At 68.7% G+C, this 16,131-nt stretch carries 16 protein-coding genes; 4 read left to right on the top strand and 12 right to left on the bottom strand.

Going from position 1 to position 16,131, the window contains the following annotated elements:
• Positions 1–78 precede the first annotated feature (78 nt).
• A complete protein-coding gene (locus tag MAY35_RS16580) occupies positions 79–915 on the top strand; it encodes a thioesterase family protein (protein WP_238422400.1) in 837 nt (278 codons plus the stop codon).
• On the opposite strand, the gene hisG is transcribed toward MAY35_RS16580, so the two are convergent.
• From hisG to MAY35_RS16560, 4 genes are all read right to left on the bottom strand, one after another.
• On the bottom strand, positions 912–1,757 hold the full coding sequence (gene hisG / locus MAY35_RS16575) for an ATP phosphoribosyltransferase (RefSeq protein WP_238422399.1): 846 nt from the start codon (positions 1,755–1,757) through the stop codon (positions 912–914). The two genes, MAY35_RS16580 and hisG, sit on opposite strands and share 4 nt — an antisense overlap.
• A gap of 73 nt (positions 1,758–1,830) precedes the next feature.
• Positions 1,831–2,094 (bottom strand): phosphoribosyl-ATP diphosphatase, encoded by a 264-nt coding sequence (locus MAY35_RS16570; RefSeq protein WP_238422398.1) that lies wholly within the window; start codon positions 2,092–2,094, stop codon positions 1,831–1,833.
• Positions 2,091–2,846, bottom strand: a complete 756-nt coding sequence (locus MAY35_RS16565) for an HAD family hydrolase (RefSeq protein ID WP_374237972.1) — start codon at positions 2,844–2,846, stop codon at positions 2,091–2,093. The genes MAY35_RS16570 and MAY35_RS16565 overlap by 4 nt, the downstream gene beginning before the upstream one ends.
• A gap of 53 nt (positions 2,847–2,899) precedes the next feature.
• Complete coding sequence (locus tag MAY35_RS16560; protein ID WP_238422397.1) at positions 2,900–3,370, bottom strand: CinA family protein; 471 nt, start codon at positions 3,368–3,370, stop codon at positions 2,900–2,902.
• A gap of 205 nt (positions 3,371–3,575) precedes the next feature.
• Between MAY35_RS16560 and MAY35_RS16555 the strand changes: the two genes are divergently transcribed.
• Complete coding sequence (locus tag MAY35_RS16555) at positions 3,576–4,499, top strand: manganese-dependent inorganic pyrophosphatase (RefSeq protein WP_238422410.1); 924 nt, start codon at positions 3,576–3,578, stop codon at positions 4,497–4,499.
• Here the strand turns inward: MAY35_RS16555 and MAY35_RS16550 are convergent.
• Both MAY35_RS16550 and metH read right to left on the bottom strand, forming a co-directional pair.
• Positions 4,496–5,266 carry a crotonase/enoyl-CoA hydratase family protein gene (locus tag MAY35_RS16550; RefSeq protein WP_238422396.1) on the bottom strand — a complete coding sequence of 257 codons (771 nt, stop codon included), beginning with the start codon at positions 5,264–5,266 and terminating at the stop codon, positions 4,496–4,498. The genes MAY35_RS16555 and MAY35_RS16550 overlap by 4 nt on opposite strands.
• 33 nt (positions 5,267–5,299) lie before the next feature.
• Positions 5,300–8,890, bottom strand: coding sequence for a methionine synthase (metH, locus tag MAY35_RS16545; RefSeq protein WP_238422395.1), 3,591 nt, complete (start codon positions 8,888–8,890; stop codon positions 5,300–5,302).
• A 51-nt stretch (positions 8,891–8,941) separates the two neighbouring features.
• Between metH and MAY35_RS16540 the strand changes: the two genes are divergently transcribed.
• The gene (locus MAY35_RS16540; RefSeq protein WP_238422394.1) at positions 8,942–9,820 is read left to right on the top strand and encodes a PAC2 family protein; all 879 of its coding nucleotides are present in this window, start codon (positions 8,942–8,944) and stop codon (positions 9,818–9,820) included.
• A gap of 24 nt (positions 9,821–9,844) precedes the next feature.
• Here MAY35_RS16540 and MAY35_RS16535 read toward each other — a convergent pair whose 3' ends face one another.
• The 6 genes from MAY35_RS16535 to MAY35_RS16510 all read right to left on the bottom strand — a co-directional run bounded on the left by MAY35_RS16535 (position 9,845) and on the right by MAY35_RS16510 (position 14,883).
• Positions 9,845–10,153: a hypothetical protein gene (locus tag MAY35_RS16535; RefSeq protein ID WP_238422393.1), complete on the bottom strand. Its 309-nt coding sequence runs from the start codon at positions 10,151–10,153 to the stop codon at positions 9,845–9,847.
• 58 nt (positions 10,154–10,211) lie between these two features.
• Positions 10,212–11,462, bottom strand: a complete 1,251-nt coding sequence (gene mshC / locus MAY35_RS16530; RefSeq protein ID WP_238422392.1) for a cysteine--1-D-myo-inosityl 2-amino-2-deoxy-alpha-D-glucopyranoside ligase — start codon at positions 11,460–11,462, stop codon at positions 10,212–10,214.
• Positions 11,463–11,559: 97 nt separating this feature from the next.
• Positions 11,560–12,432 (bottom strand): SCO1664 family protein, encoded by an 873-nt coding sequence (locus MAY35_RS16525; RefSeq protein WP_238422391.1) that lies wholly within the window; start codon positions 12,430–12,432, stop codon positions 11,560–11,562.
• 12 nt (positions 12,433–12,444) lie between these two features.
• Positions 12,445–13,161, bottom strand: a complete 717-nt coding sequence (locus MAY35_RS16520) for a DUF3090 domain-containing protein (protein WP_238422390.1) — start codon at positions 13,159–13,161, stop codon at positions 12,445–12,447.
• Positions 13,162–13,186: 25 nt separating this feature from the next.
• A complete protein-coding gene (locus tag MAY35_RS16515; RefSeq protein ID WP_238422389.1) occupies positions 13,187–13,960 on the bottom strand; it encodes an MSMEG_4193 family putative phosphomutase in 774 nt (257 codons plus the stop codon).
• 80 nt (positions 13,961–14,040) lie between these two features.
• Positions 14,041–14,883 carry an undecaprenyl-diphosphate phosphatase gene (locus MAY35_RS16510; RefSeq protein WP_238422388.1) on the bottom strand — a complete coding sequence of 281 codons (843 nt, stop codon included), beginning with the start codon at positions 14,881–14,883 and terminating at the stop codon, positions 14,041–14,043.
• Positions 14,884–15,103: 220 nt separating this feature from the next.
• Here MAY35_RS16510 and MAY35_RS16505 point away from each other — a divergent pair, with 220 nt between their 5' ends.
• Entirely contained in the window at positions 15,104–16,123 is a 1,020-nt protein-coding gene (locus MAY35_RS16505) for a hypothetical protein (protein WP_238422387.1), read from the top strand.
• Positions 16,124–16,131: the final 8 nt, after the last annotated feature.

Genomic DNA, 16,131 nt, shown 5'->3' with positions numbered 1-16,131 from the left:
CCCCCTGGTTTCACCGCCTGACCCCGACCCTCGGGCCCCGTTCCCGCCCGCTATGTCGAGAGACATAGAGTTGTTCGCGTGGAGAGCTGGTACTACGAACCCATCGACGCCCCTACGGGATCGGACCTCGACTATGAGTACTTCCGTCCGACCGAGGCGACGCTCAGTGTCTGGTCACCGACGATGCAGCACGGCGGGCCGCCGTCGGCCCTCATGATGCGTTCGCTGCTCCGATGCGCACCGGATCCCGCACAGCACTTCACGCGGGTGACCACCGAGATCCTGGGCCCGGTCGGGTTGGGTGTCAACCGGATTCGTGCCCGTGTGATCCGCCCGGGACGGCAGATCAGTCTCGTCGAGACCGAACTCGAGGTACAGCAGCCCGACGGGTCGTTCCGCGCCGCGGCGCGATCAGTGGGGTGGCGCCTGCGCGGCGCGGACACCTCGGAGATCGCGAACGGACCCACGCCCCTGACCCCGCCCGACGAGTCGCAGTCGGTGATCGGCTTCCCCGACGACAGCGGCGAGGCCGTCGACTGGGGCACGCTCGGCTTCATCGGCACCATCGAGTCGATCCGGGTCGAGGGCCAGAACGGAACGACGCCCGCAGTCTGGCTTCGGCCGGCGATCCCGCTCGTCGGCGGCGAGAAGACCGAAGATCTCGAGGCGATGTTCACCGTGATCGACGTCGCCAACGGGCTCGGTACCCGTCTGCGCCCGAACCGCTGGACCTGGATGAACACCGACACCACCGTCCACCTGACCCGCGTGCCGAGCGGACCGTGGGTCGGGATCGACGCGCACATGCTCGCCGGGCCCGATGGTTTCGGGGCCACGTTCGCCGATCTCTATGACGTCTCGGGCCACATCGGCCGGTCGGCCCAGACGGTGATGCTCAGCGCGGTGGGCGGCTAGAACCGGCAGGACCGGATGTCGGTGGCCAGGATCGCCTTGGCGCCCAGTTCCGACAGCTCATCCATGAGATTCTGGTGACCCTTGCGCGGAACCATGGCCCGGACGGCGACCCAGTCGGGGTCGGCCATCGGCGCCACGGTCGGCGACTCGAGACCCGGCGTCAGGGCTGACGCCTTCTCGAGAAGCGTACGCGGGCAGTCGTAATCGATCATGACGTACTGCTGCCCGAACACGACGCCCTGAACGCGGGCGACGAACTGCCGTTCGGCCTTGGTGAGGTCGGCGTCGCGGCGCGAGATCAGAACCGCCTCCGAGTCACACAGTGACTCGCCGAACGCGACGAGCCCGTGCTGCCGCAGCGTGCGACCGGAGCCGACGACGTCGGCGATCGCATCCGCGACACCGAGCTGGATCGAGATCTCGACCGCGCCGTCAAGGCGGATGATGTCGGCGGTGATGCCGTGCTCGGCCAGGTCGGCGCGCACGAGATTCGGATACGAGGTCGCGACACGCTTGTCGGCGAGGTCGGCGACCGTCCACTCCTGGCCTGCGGGCGCCGCATAGCGGAAGGTCGACGACCCGAAGCCCATTGCCAGTTGTTCGGCGACCTCGGCGCCGGAGTCCCGCGCCAGATCCCGGCCGGTGATGCCCAGGTCGAGTCGACCGGACGCGACGTAGATCGCGATGTCCTTGGGACGCAGGAAGAAGAACTCGACGTCATTGCCGTTGTCGAGGACGGTGAGGTCCTTGGCGTCGGTGCGTTTGCGGTAGCCGGCCTCGGAGAGGATGGCCGACGCGGATTCGGAGAGCGCACCCTTGTTGGGTACGGCAACTCGCAACATTTCGATGTCCTTTACGTGGGGGTGCGCCGCGGGCGCCGGAGTCGTGGGGAACGTCTGGACCGGGTCGAGGAGGTCACAGATGTCGGTAGACGTCCTCCAGTGACAGGCCCCGCTTGATCATCATGACCTGCAGCCAGTAGACGAGTTGCGAGATCTCCTCGCCGAGCGACTCGTCGGACTCGTGCTCGGCGGCGAGCCACACCTCGCCCGCCTCTTCGATGATCTTCTTGCCCAGGGTGTGCACACCCGAGTCGAGGGCAGCGACGGTGCCCGACCCCTCGGGTCGGTTCTGCGCCTTCTCGCTGAGTTCGGCGAACAGCTCCTCGAATGTCTTCACGATTCCTCATTTTGGCATGTGGAGATATGCGCCAGACCGCCGGTCCACGCGTCGGCGACATCGTCGAGACGCAGGCCGGCGAGAGAGTCGCGGAAGACTCGCAGGCGACCGGGTTCGACCGGCGCCGCCGATGCGACGACCAGGGTCGGACATCCGGCGGCCGTGGCAGCCGCAGCACCGGTCGGTGAGTCCTCCACCGCCAGACACTGCGCGGTCGGGACCCCGAGCAGTTCGGCGGCCCGCAGGTACGGATCGGGGGCGGGCTTGCCCACGGCGACCTCGTCCCCGCAGACGGTCGCGACGAACCGTTCCCGGCCGATGGTGGTCAAGGCCACCTCGGTGAGCTCGCGGACCGTGTTGGTGACCAGCACCATGGGAATCCCGGCCGAGGCCACCAGGTCGAGCGCATCGCGCGCGCCCGGACGCCACGGCAGATCCTCGGCGAACAACTCGGTCACCCGGTCCAGCGTCCACCGTCCGTCGGCGTCGGGATCGCGTTCGCGTGGTGGTACGCCGGCCGCGTCGTGCACCTTCGCCAGCGCATCGGGAAGCGAGTTCCCCAAGGTGGATTCCCGCAGTTCCGGCGTCATGACGACACCGTGCCGCCGGGCCAACTCGGCCATCGCGACGTCCCAGATGGGTTCGGAGTCGAGCAGCGTGCCGTCCATGTCCCAGAGGACGGCGGCGGGCAGCGGAACACCCGTTGCGGGCGCGCCGGAGTCGGGATGAGACTGCTGGGCGGTATCGGTCACCCGTCCATCATCCCAACCGCCGTTCGGATGGCACCTCGGCGCCCTCGACGGGGTCAGGACGTCAGGCAGGACTCGATCAACTCCAGCGCGTGACCGATCGTCTTGGCGAGGACTTCCTCGGGCTCGCCGTCGAACACCTCCCGGGAGGCGCTCACGCGCCCACGGTGGTCGAGTCCGAACCACACGGTGCCCGGTGCGGCTTCGTCGGGTTCGGGCCCCGCCTCGCCCGTCACGGCGACGACGAGGTCGGCGTCGAAGAGGCGTGCGGTGGACGCCACCATGGCCCGCGCGGCCGTCTCGCTGACCACCGGCCCTTCCGGGACATCGAGCAGGCTGAACTTGACGTCCTTGTGGTAGGCCACCACACCACCCCGGAACCAGGTGCCTGCATTCGGGGCCTTGCTCAGTTCGGTCGCCAGGTTGCCACCGGTCAGTGATTCCGCGACCGCGATGCGCACACCCGCCTCCATGGCGGCATCTGCCACCCGTGCGCAGGTCTCCGAGAAATCACTCACATCCGACATCTGTGCTCCTTCGCGTAGCTCCGGCGGAACGACCGAGACCGGCCGACGACCATCGGACAACATATCCATTCCGGAGTCCCCCGAAACCCGCACCGGGCCGCGACGCCGCTGGGTAGGCCACCCCGGCGCGATCCCGTCGTGGCCGGTCGTCATCGTCGTAGTCTGGGTGCAGCCCACCACCGCCGACCCGGAAGCCGAGGACGCAATGTCGAAGATCCTGGTGTTCGGACACCGCAACCCCGACACCGACGCCATCGGGGCCGCCATCGGCCTCGCCTCCCTCGAAGCCGCGCTGGGCAGTGACGTGGAGGCCGTCGCCCTGGGCCACCCGAGTCTCGAAACAGCTTTCGCACTCGAGCATTTCGGTCTCGACGCGCCCCGCGTGATCGAGACCGCCGCGCCGTCGGACGTGATGCTCGTCGACCACAACGAACGGCAGCAGAGCGTTGCCGACATCACCGACGTCACCGTGCTGAAGGTCATCGACCACCATCGGATAGCCAACTTCGAGACGGCGGCACCGCTGTACGTCCGCGTCGAGCCCGTCGGGTGCACCTGCACGATTCTCACCCGGATGTACGCCGAGAACGGGGTCGACATCCCGCGCGCCGAGGCGGGCATCATGCTGTCGGCGATCATCTCCGACACCCTGCTCTTCAACTCCCCCACCTGCACCGATGCCGACCGGGCAGCCGCCGCGGAACTCGCCGCGACAGCCGGCGTCGACGTCGACGAATACGGCGACGCACTACTTCGCGCGGGAACCGCCCTCGGGGACGAACCGGCGTCGACGATCATCGGCCGGGACTCCAAGAGCTTCGCCATGGGACCGAAGACGGTCCGGGTGTCGCAACTCACCACGGTCGACGCCGCCGAGGTCCTCGACCGCCGTGACGAGTTCTTCGCCGCGATGACCGCCGAGAAGGACGCCGCGGGCTACGACCTCTACCTCCTGTTGATCACCGACGTCATCGCCTGCGACTCAGACCTGCTCGTGGTGGGTGAACCGACCACCGCCGTCGAGCAGGCACTGGGGATTCCCGTCGTCGACGGTCACGCGTTCGGCAAGGGTGTCGTGTCGCGCAAGAAGCAGATCGTGCCGCAACTGACCGAGGTGCTGGACGCCTAACCCGGCGACGTCCCGTCCCCGTGCCGGCCGGCGCCGTCGGCGAATCTCGTTGCCCCGGCCACGGTGTCGGCAGTCAGCGAGACCATGCCGTGCCGCAGTTCGTTGGCGATGGCCGCCGCGGTGTCCTGCCCGTGCTGCTCTCGGACGGACATGCGGTCCTGCCTCATGCACGTCTGCGGGAAGGCCGCGATCTCGGTGGCCAGTGCGATCGCAGCCGCGAGCGAGGTGCCCGACGGCACGACCCTGTTCGCGAGCCCGATGGCCAATGCCTCGTCCGCGGCGACCGCGCGGCCGGTGAGCACGAGGTCCATCGCGCGACTCTCCCCGATCAGCCGCGGCAGCCGGACCGTGCCCCCGTCGATCAGCGGTACGCCCCAGCGACGACAGAACACCCCGAAGACCGCGTCGTCGTCGACGACGCGCAGGTCGGCCCACAATGCGAGTTCGAGTCCACCCGCCACCGCGTACCCGGAGATCGCCGCGATCACCGGCTTGGTCAGCTCCATCCGTGACGGGCCCATCGGACCGTCACCCTCGGGGTCGACCCGATTCGGGTCGCCGTCGGCGATCGCCTTGAGATCGGCCCCGGCGCAGAATGTCCCGCCCTCGCCGTGCAGGACCGCGACGGCGACCGACTCGTCGGCATCGAACCGGCGAAAGGCGTCGGCCAGCGCGTCGGCCGTGGCCCGGTCGACCGCATTGCGACGATCCGGGCGGTCGATGCCGATGACCCGCACCGGCCCTTCGGTCCGTTCGATCACCGTCATCGCCCGATCACCGTCATCGCCTCTGCCTCCCGCTCACGTGTTGAAGTACTTGGCCTCCGGGTGGTGCAGGACGAACGCGTCGGTGGACTGCTCCGGGTGCAACTGGAGTTCTTCCGACAGCTCGACGCCGATCCGGCCGGGCTCGAGCAGTTCGATCATCTTCGCCCGGTCCTCGAGGTCGGGGCACGCGCCGTAACCGAAGGAGAAACGCGCACCACGGTATTCGAGGTCGAAGAACCCCTGCGCGCTCTCGGGATCCTCACTGTCCATCGCCCGGTCACCGAAGGTGAGTTCGCTGCGCACGCGCTGATGCCAGTACTCGGCGAGGGCCTCGGTCAGCTGCACGCCGATGCCGTGCACCTCGAGGTAGTCGCGGTAGGCGTCCTCGGCGAACAGCTTGTTCGCGAAGTCGGCGATGGGCTGTCCCATCGTGACGAGCTGGAACGGCAGCACGTCGACCTTGCCGGCCGCCTTGGCGTCATCGCGGGACCGGATGAAGTCCGCGATGCACAGGAACCGCGAACGCTGCTGGCGCGGGAACGCGAAGCTGAAACGCACCGGCGCATCCGGATCCGGTTCGGTCAGCACATGAACCGTGTCGCCGTCGCTGACCGCCGGGTAGTAGCCGTACACGACCGCGGCGTGCTGGAGGATGTTCTCCGTCGACAACCGGTCGATCCAGTACCGGAGGCGTGGGCGGCCCTCGGTCTCGACCAGTTCCTCATACGAGGGCCCGTCCCCGCCGCGCGCGCCGCGAAGGCCCCACTGTCCCAGGAACAGCGCCCGCTCGTCGAGGAGCTGCATGTAGTCGGCGATCGGGATGCCCTTGACGATCCGCGAGCCCCAGAAGGGCGGGGTCGGGATCTCGTTGTCGGCGGCCACATCCGACCGTGCCGGCACCTCCACCGGCTCCTCGGCGGCCTTGCGTTTGGCGGCGATGCGCTTGGACCGTTCGTGACGCGCCTTGCGCTCGGCGGTCTTCTGCGCCGCGGCCTTCGCCTCGTCGCTGTCCGGATCCGGTCCCCCGCCACGCTTGGTCGCCATGATGTCGTCCATCAACCGCAGGCCCTCGAAAGCGTCACGCGCATAGTGCACGTCGCCCTCGTAGGTCTCCGAGAGGTCGTTCTCGACATAGGACCGGGTGAGCGCCGCACCGCCGAGCAGGACGGGGTACTCCTCGGCGAGACCGCGCGAATTGATCTCCTCGAGGTTCTCCTTCATCACGACCGTCGACTTGACCAGCAGGCCGGACATCCCGATGACATCGGCACGCTTGTCGGCGGCGACGTCGAGGATCGTCGCGATCGGCTGCTTGATGCCGATGTTGACGACCTCGTATCCGTTGTTGGACAGGATGATGTCGACGAGGTTCTTGCCGATGTCGTGGACGTCGCCCTTGACGGTCGCCAACACGATGCGGCCCTTGCCGTCCTCTCCGGTCGACTCCATGTGCGGTTCCAGATGTGCCACCGCGGTTTTCATCACCTCGGCGGACTGGAGCACGAACGGCAGCTGCATCTGACCGGACCCGAAGAGCTCACCCACGGTCTTCATCCCCGACAGCAGCGTGTCGTTGATGATCTTCAGCGGCGGGACCTGGGTCATCGCCTCGTCGAGGTCGTCGGTCAGGCCGTTGCGTTCGCCGTCGACGATGCGCCGTTCCAGTCGTTCGAACAGCGGCAGCTTGGCCAGCTCCTGTGCGCGCGACTCGCGTGCAGAGGCCGCCGAGACACCCTCGAACAGCTCCATCAGCTTCTGCAGGGGGTCGTATCCCTCGCGTCGCCGGTCGTAGACCAGGTCGAGTGCGACCTCGCGCTGCTCCTCGGGGATCCGGGCCATCGGCAGGATCTTCGACGCGTGCACGATCGCGGTGTCGAGACCGGCCTGCACGCACTCATGCAGGAAGACGGAGTTGAGGACCTGCCGCGCAGCGGGATTGAGGCCGAACGAGATGTTGGAGATGCCCAGCGTGAAGTGCACGTCGGGGTGCGCTTCGTGCAGACGGCGGATCGCCTCGATGGTCTCGATGCCGTCGCGACGGACCTCCTCCTGACCCGTGGAGATCGGGAAGGTCAGCGCATCGATGATGATGTCTTCCTCGGCCAGGCCCCAGTTGCCGGTGATGTCGGCGATGAGCCGTTCGGCGACCTGCACCTTCCAGTCCGCGGTACGCGCCTGCCCCTCCTCGTCGATGGTGAGCGCGACGACCGCGGCACCGTGCTCGACGACGAGTTCCATCATCCTGGTGAACCGCGACTCGGGCCCGTCGCCGTCCTCGTAGTTCACCGAGTTCACCGCACACCGGCCGCCGAGGGCTTCGAGTCCGGCTCGGATGACCTCCGGTTCGGTCGAGTCGAGCATGATCGGCAGCGTCGACGACGTGGCGAACCGGGTGGCCAGCGCAGTCATGTCGGCGGCACCGTCGCGACCCACGTAGTCGACGTTGAGGTCGAGCATGTGCGCGCCGTCGCGCGTCTGGTCCTTCGCGATGTCGAGGCACTTCTGGTAGTCCTCGGCGATCATCGCCTCACGGAATGCCTTGGACCCGTTGGTGTTGGTGCGCTCACCGATCACCAGGAAGCTGGCGTCCTGGTCGAACGGCACGGCCGAGTAGAGCGACGACGTCTCCGACTCGTGCTGCGGAGCACGCTTCGCGGGCGTGACCTCGGCCACCGCCGCGGCGACCTGCCGGATGTGCTCGGGTGTCGTACCGCAGCACCCACCGACGAACTCGAGTCCGAACTCGCCGACGAATTGGGTCATCGCCTGGGCCAGCTCTTCGGGCGTCAGGGGATATTCGGCACCGTTCGCGCCCAGCACCGGGAGACCCGCATTCGGCATGACCGACACCGGGATTCGCGCGTGCTTGGACAGGTACCGGAGGTGTTCGCTCATCTCGGCCGGCCCGGTCGCGCAGTTCAGGCCGATGAGGTCGATCCCGAGCGGCTCCAACGCGGTCAGCGCGGCGCCGATCTCCGACCCGAGGAGCATGGTGCCCGTGGTCTCCACCGTGACGTGGGTGATGATCGGGATCCGGCGGCCGACGCGTTCCATCGCGCGCCGGGCGGCCACCACCGCCGACTTCACCTGGAGCAGATCCTGAGCGGTCTCGATCAGCACGGCGTCGGCGCCACCCTCGAGCATGCCGATGACGCATTCGAGGTAGGCATCGCGGATCGCCGCGTAGGTGATGTGGCCCAGGCTCGGCAGCTTGGTGCCCGGCCCGATCGACCCCAGCACGAAACGCGCGGTGCCGTCGGCCGAGGGTCCCATCTCGTCCGCGACGCCGCGCGCGATCGAGGTGCCCTTGAACGACAGCTCACGAATACGGTCCGAGATGTCGTAATCGCCGAGATTGGGTAGATTGCAGCCGAACGTGTTGGTCTCCACCGCATCCGCGCCTGCTTCGAAGTACGCACGGTGGATGCCCTCGAGGACGTCGGGCCGGGTGTCGTTGAGGATCTCGTTGCAACCCTCGAGGCCACGGAAGTCGTCGAGCGTCAGATCCGCGGCCTGCAGCATGGTGCCCATCGCCCCGTCGCCGATCAGCACCCGCCGCGACATCGCCGACATGAATGTCGTGTCGAAGTCGCGCGGATCGGTTCCGGAGGATTCAGGGGACATGGTTGACAGCGTAGTTCGCCCTCTCTGCGTGTTCGGTCGTAGGCTGGTTAGGTGAACGCTGAGCAGATGTCGAACCTTCCCCAGCTGCGCAGACCCATTCTGCTCGCGGCCTTCGAGGGGTGGAACGACGCGGGAGACGCCGCCAGCAGCGCCGTCGAACATCTCGCGCTGGAATGGGACGCCCGGCCGCTCGCCGACATCGACTCCGATGAATACTACGACTTCCAGGTCAATCGCCCCACTGTGAACCAGATCGACGGGGTGACGCGCCGGATCGATTGGCCGACGACGTCGATCTCCTACTGCAGCCCGCGGGGCGCCGAGCGTGACATCGTGCTCGTCCGGGGAATCGAACCCAACATGCGGTGGCGTGCGTTCTGCGCGGAGATCGTCGAGCTCGCCCAGGAATTGGACGTCGAGACAACGGTGATGCTGGGCGCGCTCCTCGCCGACACGCCGCACACCCGCCCGGTTCCGGTGACCGGCGCCGCCTACAGCAGTGAGTCGGCCGCGAAGTACAACCTCGCCGAGAGCCGTTACGAGGGACCCACCGGTATCACCGGCGTCCTGCAGGATCTGTTCGTCCAGGCCGGGCTGCCCGCCGTGTCGTTCTGGGCGGCCGTCCCCCACTACGTCTCGACACCGCCGAATCCGAAGGCGACGGTGGCCCTGCTGACGCGGGTCGAAGAGGTGCTCGACATCGAGGTCCCGCTCGGCACCCTCCCCGAGCAGGCCGAGGAGTGGGAACGCGCCGTCACCGAGATGACCGAGGACGACGAGGAGATCGCGGAGTACGTCCGCGGCCTCGAGGAACGCGGCGACGCCGAGGTGGATCCGGACGAGGTCATGGCCAAGATCGACGGGGACGCACTGGCCGCGGAGTTCGAGCGGTACCTCAAACGCCGGGGACAGGGCCCGTTCGGCGCCTGAGCGCGGCCGCGAGCAGGTGGGCGGTCAGCCGATCTGCTCGATGGACACCACCGGTGTGGTGATCCGCCACGTACGGACGTCGGGATCGTCGGCAGCCCGCACCCAGAACTGGGCGGACTCACCGAGACGGCAGGACTTCACACCGAGAAGCGGGATGTCCTCGGAATCGCGCCGCAACCGGCTGACGGTCCAGTCCTCGTCGTCGGTGCCGCCCACTCCCGGTGCACGCAACAGCGTCATCTCGGTGAAGTCGAGCAGATAGGTCGATGTCCGGGTGACGACGGTGAACACTCCGGCATCGGTCTCGGGTCGGATCTCTTGCACGCGCGCCACGACAGCACTCTACCCAGACGCCCGCCGGCGGACATCCCGGCGTGGCGTCCGGCGGTTCTCAGGACGCGGCGGACGCCGGAATGCCCAGCAGAGCGTCGACCGCGGCGGCGAGCTCGCCCGGCGCCGACGACGACGAGCCGATGCCGCTGCGGACGTCGGCGCACCAAGCGTCGACTGCGGCAAGCGCTTTGGGGGTGTCGAGATCGTCGGCCAGGTGCTGGCGCACCCGCGCGATGACCGGCGCCGCGTCGGGACCGGCAGGCGCGGCGAAGGCCGAGCGCCACCGCGCGAGCCGATCGAGTGCGGTGTCGAGCACCGCCGAGGTCCACATGCGATCGCCGCGATAGTGGTCGGCGAGCAGCGCGAGTCGAATGGCAGCCGGGTCCACGCCCTCGCGGCGGAGGACCGAGACGAACACCAGATTGCCGCGACTCTTCGACATCTTCTCGCCGTCGAGCCCGACCATGCCGGTGTGCACGTAGTGCCGCGCGAACCGCCGTGATCCGGTGAGCGCCTCGCCGTGGGCCGCCGAGTACTCGTGGTGGGGATAGATGAGGTCGTTGCCGCCGCCCTGGATGTCGAACTCGACGCCGAGGCGGTTCAGTGCGATGGCCGAACACTCGATGTGCCAGCCCGGCCTGCCCGGGCCGAACGGTGACTCCCAGGACGGCTCGCCGGGACGCTGGGCACGCCAGAGGAGCGCGTCGAGCGGGTCCCGCTTGCCGGGACGGTCGGGGTCTCCCCCGCGCTCGGCGAAGAAACCGGCCATCGTCTCGCGGTCGTAACCGGATTCGTATCCGAACTGCTCGGTCGCGTCGGTCCGGAAGTACACGTCGGGGAACTCGGGATCGTCGACGGTGTAGGCGGCACCCGAGGCCAGCAGCTTGCCGACGACTTCCACGACCTCGTTGACCGATTCCACGGCGCCGATGTAGTCCCGAGGCGGGAGGACGCGCAACGCCGACATGTCGTCGCGGAACAGCTGCGTCTCGCGGGCGCCGAGATCGCGCCAGTCCACGCCGTCGCGGTCGGCGCGTTCGAACAGCGGGTCGTCGACGTCGGTCACGTTCTGGACGTAGTGCACCTGGTGGCCCTGGTCGCGCAACACGCGATTGACCTGGTCGAAGGTCAGGTAGGTCGCGGCATGGCCGAGGTGGGTGGCGTCGTACGGGGTGATCCCGCAGACGTACATCGTCGCCGTCTCGCCGGGCGCCACGGGCCGGACCGCGCGGTCGGCGGTGTCGTAGAGACGGAGGGCGGGTCCACTGCCCGGTACCTCGGGGACTTCGACATCGGGCCACGACTGCATGGGTCCACTGTATTGCCCACGGACTCCGGTCCGTTCACGGCCCTGGAGGCGCGGGCGCGGGCTCGGACCGGGTCATCCGACCAGAACGGTCATCGGATCAGAACGGGGGCCAGGGTATGGGCCGGTGTCCCGGCGGGTGCGGCATCGTCGCCGACTCGGCGACGACGATGGCGCGGATGGTCAGCGCGTCGATCTCGTCGGAGGTGATGTGTCGTGCCAGTTGTTCGCGGAGGGCCGATGCGTCGGTCTCGAGGCGCTCGGCGAGTTCGGCGATCTCGGCGACGAGGTGTCCGGGCACCGCCTCCCCGGCCCACCCCCACAGCACCGTGCGCAGCTTGTCCTCTTCGTGCAGGCAGATCCCGTGGTCGATGCCGTAGACGTTGCCGTCGAGGCCTTCGAGGACGTGACCGCCCTTGCGGTCGGCGTTGTTGAGGATCACGTCGAGCACGGCCATGCGCTGCAACCGCGGGTCGTCGGCGTGCACCAGCACCACGGGCTCGCCGTAGGGGTCGAACGCCCGCAGCACCGCGCGGAAGCCGACCGGGACCGCGTCGGGCGGGCAGAGGTCGACGAGGTCGATCCGCGCGTCGGATTCGGGTGCGGGATGGTCGGTGTTGTCGGGTGTCTCGACCCAGCGCTGCACCATCCCCGGCCCCAGGGGCCCGTCGCGATGCACCGTCGCCGGGATCGTGTCCCAGCCGAGTGCGTCGGAGATCAGGAACGACGCCACCTCGCGTCCGGCGAGAGTGCCGTCGGGGAAATCCCACAGCGGCACCTCGCCGCGGACGGGTTTGTACACGCACCGCAGCGACGTGTCCGCGTCGAGCACGGCATCGCAGACGAGCGTTGCGTTGCTCGCCGACGGGATGCGGCCGAGAATGGTGAGCTCGGCGTCGGACAGGATCTCCGAATCCGACCTGTCCCGGCCGGGTTCGGGCGCGGACTCCGGTCGTGGGACGTCCGGCGTCATCGGCGACCCGCGTCAGCCACGGGCGGCGGGCCCGGTGTCACCGGGCTCGTCGGGGTCGTCCGGATCCCCGGCGTCGCCGAAGTCGTCGTCGTCGACGGCCAGGCCCGGATCATTCTGCGCCGCAAGGCTGTTGAAGACATCCGGGTCGATGAAGTCGAGCGACTTGCTCAACTGCGCGTCCCGCTTGTAGCCGTTGGTCCGGATGCACAGGTGCCCCTCGGGGTCGAGCGGTTCGCTGCACAGCGGACACGGCTGACGTCCCGCCGAGATCACCTTGGAGGAACGCGCCGCGAACTCCCGGGCCGCGGACGTGGTCAGGAACACACGTACGGCGTCGGGGCCTTCGTCGGTGTCGTCGAGGACCACGCTCTCGTCGAACTCCCCCTCGGTGACCGCGAGCAGCTCCACGACGACCGCCTCCGATTCGGCGTCCCAGCCCAGTCCCATCGTGCCGACCCGGAACTCCGCGTCGACAGGCATGACGAGCGGGCTCAGGTCGCCGACGCGGTCGGTCTCCGGCGGGATCGGGGTGCCGAAGCGGCGGTGGATCTCGTCGAGCAGCGCGCCGATGCGGTCGGCGAGGATCTGCACCTGCTGTTTCTCCAGCATCACACTGATGATGCGGGCCTCGTGGACCGCCTGGAGGTAGAACGTGCGGTCGCCGGGCTGCCCGATCGTGCCCGCCACGAATCGGTCCGGGCTGCGGAACACGTGGATGGCTCGAGACATCACACCTCCTTCGTCGTCGTGTTCATTATCCCGATGCCGCCGGGATGGTGGCGGCCCCGTCGTGCTTCGCGTCGGCCCCGTCATGCTTGGCATCGACCCCGGTGTCCCCGCCGACGACCGCGTCGTCCGAGGACGAGTGACCGTCGGACGGCGGTGGCGGCTTGGGCACCGAGAGGATCTCGGTGGTGTTGACCGCATGCACGTACGGGCGCGACGAGCCGTAACGGATCACGCTGATCGATGCCGGCTCCACGACGATCCGCTGGAACGAGTCGAGGTGGGAGCCCATCGCGTCGGCGATGATCGACTTGATGACGTCGCCGTGCGAACACGCGATCCAGACACCGGAGCCGTCCGGTCCACCGTGGATGCGATCGAGTTCACGGATGGCGCGCACCGCCCGCGCCTGGACGTCGGCCAGGCCCTCCCCGTCGGGGAACACCGCGGCGGAGGGCTGTTGCTGCACCACCTTCCAGAGCGGCTCGGTGAGCAGTTCGCGGATGGGGCGGCCGGTCCAGCCGCCGTAATCGACCTCGACGAGGTCGTCCACGACGATCTCGGGCGGCGCCTCGCCGCCGGCACCGAGCGCGGCCAGCAGCGGCGCGACGGTCTCGGCACAGCGGTCGAGTGGCGACCGGGCAACGGCCCTGATCTCACCGAGGTGGTCCCCGAGGCGAGCGACCAGGGCGTCGGCCTGCGTACGACCCCGGTCGTCGAGGTGGACTCCGGGGCTGCGACCGGCGAGCACACCCGAGGTGTTCGCGGTGGAACGGCCGTGCCGGAGAAGGATCACGGTCATCCCACAACCATAGGCACCGGCCCCGACGACCCGCACGGCGCGACCGCCCCGGCGACCCGACCCGGCCGCGTGCCCCGGTGTCAGGTCGCCGAGATCACTCCCGTCGAGAGCAGGATGATCACGGTCATGCCGAGGATCACCCGGTAGGCACCGAACCAGTTCATCGAGTGGTCGCTGACGAACTTGAGCAGCCACGCGATGGCCGCATATCCGACGACGAAGGCGATGAGCGTCGCCACCAACAACTGGGATCCACTCGCCTCCATGCCCTCTCCGCTCGGGTTGAACGCATCCGGCAGGCTGAACAGCCCGGAAGCGGTGACGGCAGGGATGGCCAGCAGGAACGAGAACCGGAAGGCGGCCTCACGCTCGAGTCCCAGGAACAGGCCTGCGCTCGCGGTGGCGCCCGATCGCGAGACGCCGGGAATGAGCGCGAGACACTGTGCGCCACCCATGATGAGGCCGTCACGCAGGGTGAGCTGGTCGAGTGAGCGCTGCTTCTGTCCGTACCGCTCGGCCAGCCAGAAGACGCCCGCGAAGACGATCAGCATGATCGCGACGAGCCAGAGATTGCGCCCGGTGGTGCGGATCTCGTCCTTGAAGAGGTATCCGATCAGCCCGATCGGGATGGTCGCGAAGATCACATACCAGCCGATCCGATAGTCGAGGTTGCGTTCGTCGGCATGGCGGAGCCCGCGGAACCACGCGGTGATGATGCGGACGATGTCGCGGGCGAAGAACACGAGGACCGCGGCCTCGGTGCCGAGTTGGGTGACGGCGGTGAACGAGGCACCGGCATCCTCCCCGAACATGAGTTCGGAGGCGATCCGCAGATGCCCGGACGACGAGATCGGCAGGAACTCGGTGAGCCCCTGGATCGCTCCGAGGACGATCGACTGGGTCCACGTCATGGTGTCGGTCACGGCGCCCGATGCTACGCGGGACCGGGCGCCGGGGCTCGACTCGGCGACACGTCCCGACCCGGCTGTCCGTTCCGTGCCGCCGTTCACGCAAGATGGGGACATGCATGTGCCGCGACGACGCCGTCCCCGTCAGCAGTCCCCGGGAACGGGCCCTGGGTCGCCCGGAGAACGAGCGCACCGACCGCGGGCAGCGAGACCTGTCGCGGCTGCCGTCGCGCTCGTGGCGGGCGTCGGCCTGATCACCGCATGCGGTTCGTCCGACGAGGATTCACCGGATGTCCCGACCGTCGCACCGGCCACCGCGGCGCAGGCCCCGGCGAGCCCGGCGGCGGCCCCCGCGGGCTCGACCGTCCCCGCCCCGGCGGGCGCCAGGGCCCTCGCCGCGTCGGGCGACACCGTCGGAGTGGTCTCCCCCGACGGTCGGCAATTGCTGCGGTACGACATCGGGGCCATGACCACCCCGCCGACGGCGATCGACATCCCTGAGGTCACCGCGCTCGCGGCCGGTACCGACGGTGGCTACCTCGGTGTGGGCCCCGGTTCGCTCGTCGTCGTCGACGCCGGTGGGTCGGTACGCACCGTCGATCTCGACGCCGAGAGCCCGACCGCGGTGGTCGAGGCCTCGACGGGCGATGTGGTCGTCGGCACCGCCGACGGACGGGTCCTGGTGTACGACAAGGATTTACAGAAGGACCACGACATCGATTCCTTCGTGCGGGTGGACGCGCTCACCGCCGCGCCGGCATCGGCGGACGGGCTGGACGGTCAGGTCGTGGTCCTCGACCGGGCGCAGTCGTCGGTGACCCCGGTCGATCCGCGTTCGGGCGAGCTGGGCCCCGCGCTGCGCGCGGGCAACGGCGCCACCAACTCGACGGTCGATCGGTTCGGACGGGTTCTCGTCGCCAACACGCGCGACGGAGAGATCCTCGGGTTCTTCGGATCACCGCTGGTGATGCGCTTCCGCTACCCCGTGGCCGACGGCCCGTACGCCGTAGACTACGACGACACCCGCGACCTGCTCTGGGTGTCGACGACCGGCAACAACGAGGTGGTGGCATATGACCTGGCCGACGGTGAACCCACGGAGAAGCAACGGTTCGACTCCGTCGCCCAGCCCGACCGGATCGCGGTCGACTCCGCGGGCGCGGTCTATGTCCTCTCCGCGCGCGAGGGCGCACTGCAGGTGGTTCCCGCTCCCGGAACGTCGCCCGGCGCCACACCCGTCGGACCGGGTCGGTGAGCAGGTCG

The organism is Gordonia sp. 'Campus' (assembly GCF_022206305.1).
Lineage (GTDB): Bacteria > Actinomycetota > Actinomycetes > Mycobacteriales > Mycobacteriaceae > Gordonia.
Note: the sequence above shows the minus strand (reverse complement) of the source record. Positions and strands in the feature narration are given on the sequence as shown.

Excerpts from the sequence above, each read along its gene's own strand:
- hisG (WP_238422399.1), bottom strand. The coding sequence starts at position 1,757 with ATGTTGCGAGTTGCCGTACCCAACAAGGGTGCGCTCTCCGAATCCGCG.
- MAY35_RS16560 (WP_238422397.1), bottom strand. The coding sequence starts at position 3,370 with ATGTCGGATGTGAGTGATTTCTCGGAGACCTGCGCACGGGTGGCAGAT.
- MAY35_RS16555 (WP_238422410.1), top strand. The coding sequence starts at position 3,576 with ATGTCGAAGATCCTGGTGTTCGGACACCGCAACCCCGACACCGACGCC.
- MAY35_RS16550 (WP_238422396.1), bottom strand. The coding sequence starts at position 5,266 with ATGACGGTGATCGAACGGACCGAAGGGCCGGTGCGGGTCATCGGCATC.
- metH (WP_238422395.1), bottom strand. The coding sequence starts at position 8,890 with ATGTCCCCTGAATCCTCCGGAACCGATCCGCGCGACTTCGACACGACA.
- mshC (WP_238422392.1), bottom strand. The coding sequence starts at position 11,462 with ATGCAGTCGTGGCCCGATGTCGAAGTCCCCGAGGTACCGGGCAGTGGA.
- MAY35_RS16525 (WP_238422391.1), bottom strand. The coding sequence starts at position 12,432 with ATGACGCCGGACGTCCCACGACCGGAGTCCGCGCCCGAACCCGGCCGG.
- MAY35_RS16520 (WP_238422390.1), bottom strand. The coding sequence starts at position 13,161 with ATGTCTCGAGCCATCCACGTGTTCCGCAGCCCGGACCGATTCGTGGCG.
- MAY35_RS16515 (WP_238422389.1), bottom strand. The coding sequence starts at position 13,960 with ATGACCGTGATCCTTCTCCGGCACGGCCGTTCCACCGCGAACACCTCG.